This window comes from Arthrobacter sp. JCM 19049 (assembly GCF_001310435.1).
The window spans coordinates 1-1,577 of sequence record NZ_BAXF01000489.1 but is presented as its reverse complement, the minus strand read 5'-3'; the positions used below and the strand labels follow the sequence as shown (position 1 = coordinate 1,577).

Below are 1,577 nucleotides of genomic sequence, written 5' to 3'. Positions count from 1 at the left end.
CGGGTGCTGGCCGTGGTGGCCCTGGGCGATGACCTGGCCGCCGCCCGGAAGGCCGCCTACCAGGGGGTCGCCAAGATCTCCTGGCCCGGCGCCCAGTACCGCACCGACATCGGCCTGAAGGCCGAGCGGGGACAGATCATCGTGAACACGGAGGCTAAGTAGGCATGGCAGGATTCAAGACCGAAGTGCTGCAGCTTCCCGGCTGGGACCACTTCTACTCCGGCAAGGTGCGCGACCTCTACGTCCCGGCCGGGGTGTCCTTCGCGGACACCGACCGCGTGCTGGTGGTCGCCTCCGACAGGATCAGCGCCTACGACTTTGTGCTCTCCACCGAAATCCCGGACAAGGCAAGGTGCTCACCCAGCTGAGCCTGTGGTGGTTTGAACAGCTGGGCGACTTCGCCAACCATGTGATCTCCACCGAGGTGCCCGAGCAGGTGGCCGGGCGAGCGATGGTGTGCAAGAAGCTGGACATGTACCCGATCGAGTGCATCGCCCGCGGCTACCTGACCGGCTCCGGGCTGGTTGAGTACAAGGCCTCGGGCACCGTATGCGAACTGCCGCTGCCCGAGGGCCTGGTCGACGGGTCCCGGCTGAGCCCGGCACTGTTCACCCCCTCGGCGAAGGCCGAGGTGGGGGAGCACGACGAGAACATCTCCTTCGAACAAACCGTGGAACGGGTCGGGCTGGAGGTCGCCGAGGCGCTGCGGCAGAAGACGGTGGCGCTCTACGAGCAGGCCGAAAAGATTGCCCGCGAGCGCGGGATCATCCTGGCCGACACGAAGGTCGAATTCGGCGCGGACCCGTCCACCGGGCAGATCACCCTGGGCGATGAGGTGCTCACCCCGGACTCCTCCCGCTTCTGGGACGCCAAGGACTACGCCCCGGGCAAGTCCCAGGCCAGCTTCGACAAGCAGTTCGTGCGCGACTGGCTGACCTCCAACGCCTCCGGGTGGGACAAGGCCTCCGGCCAGCAGCCCCCGGCGCTGCCCGAGGACATCGTCGCCAAGACCCGCGCCCGGTACATCGAGGCCTATGAGCGGCTGACCGGGCAGGACTTCAGCGCGTAGCCTCCCCGGCACGGCCCTGACGCAAGGAGCCCGAACCAGACTGCTGGTTCGGGCTCCTTGCCGTTGTGGGCAGCGATGCCGTGCGCCCGGTTAGACCAGCGAATCCCTCCAGGCCCGGTGCAGGGCGGCGAAGCGCCCATTGGCCGCGATCAGTTCCTGCGGGGAACCGTCCTCGATGATCTTCCCATCGTGCACCACCAGCACCCGGTCGGCGATCTGCACCGTGGACAGGCGGTGGGCAATGATCAACGCGGTGCGGTCGCCCAAGAGCTTCTGCAGGCCCCGCTGCACCGCCCGCTCCGAGGGGATGTCCATGGAACTGGTCGCCTCATCCAGGATCAGCACCGCCGGGTCGGCCAGGAAGGCGCGGGCAAAGGAAATCAGCTGGCGCTGCCCGGCCGACACCCGGCCGCCGCGCTTGTTCACGTCCGTGTCATAGCCCTCGGGCAACCCCAGGATGAAGTCGTGCGCCCACGGCGCGGGCCGCGTCCTGGATTTCGGCCAGGGA

The 1,577-nt window shown here is 68.0% G+C and carries 1 protein-coding gene and 2 pseudogenes; 2 read left to right on the top strand and 1 reads right to left on the bottom strand.

Features of this window, described 5'->3' with window-relative positions; translation table 11 throughout:
- Together JCM19049_RS21040 and JCM19049_RS13695 are read left to right on the top strand one after the other, a co-directional pair.
- The coding region (locus tag JCM19049_RS21040) for a phosphoribosylglycinamide synthetase C domain-containing protein (RefSeq protein ID WP_279403231.1) at nucleotides 1-162 on the top strand (162 nt) is incomplete at its 5' end.
- Between the two features lie 2 nt (nucleotides 163-164).
- Nucleotides 165-1,069: pseudogene (locus tag JCM19049_RS13695) on the top strand (phosphoribosylaminoimidazolesuccinocarboxamide synthase).
- A 90-nt stretch (nucleotides 1,070-1,159) separates the two neighbouring features.
- Here JCM19049_RS13695 and JCM19049_RS13690 read toward each other — a convergent pair.
- Nucleotides 1,160-1,577 (bottom strand): annotated as a pseudogene (locus JCM19049_RS13690) (ATP-binding cassette domain-containing protein); the annotation flags it as partial.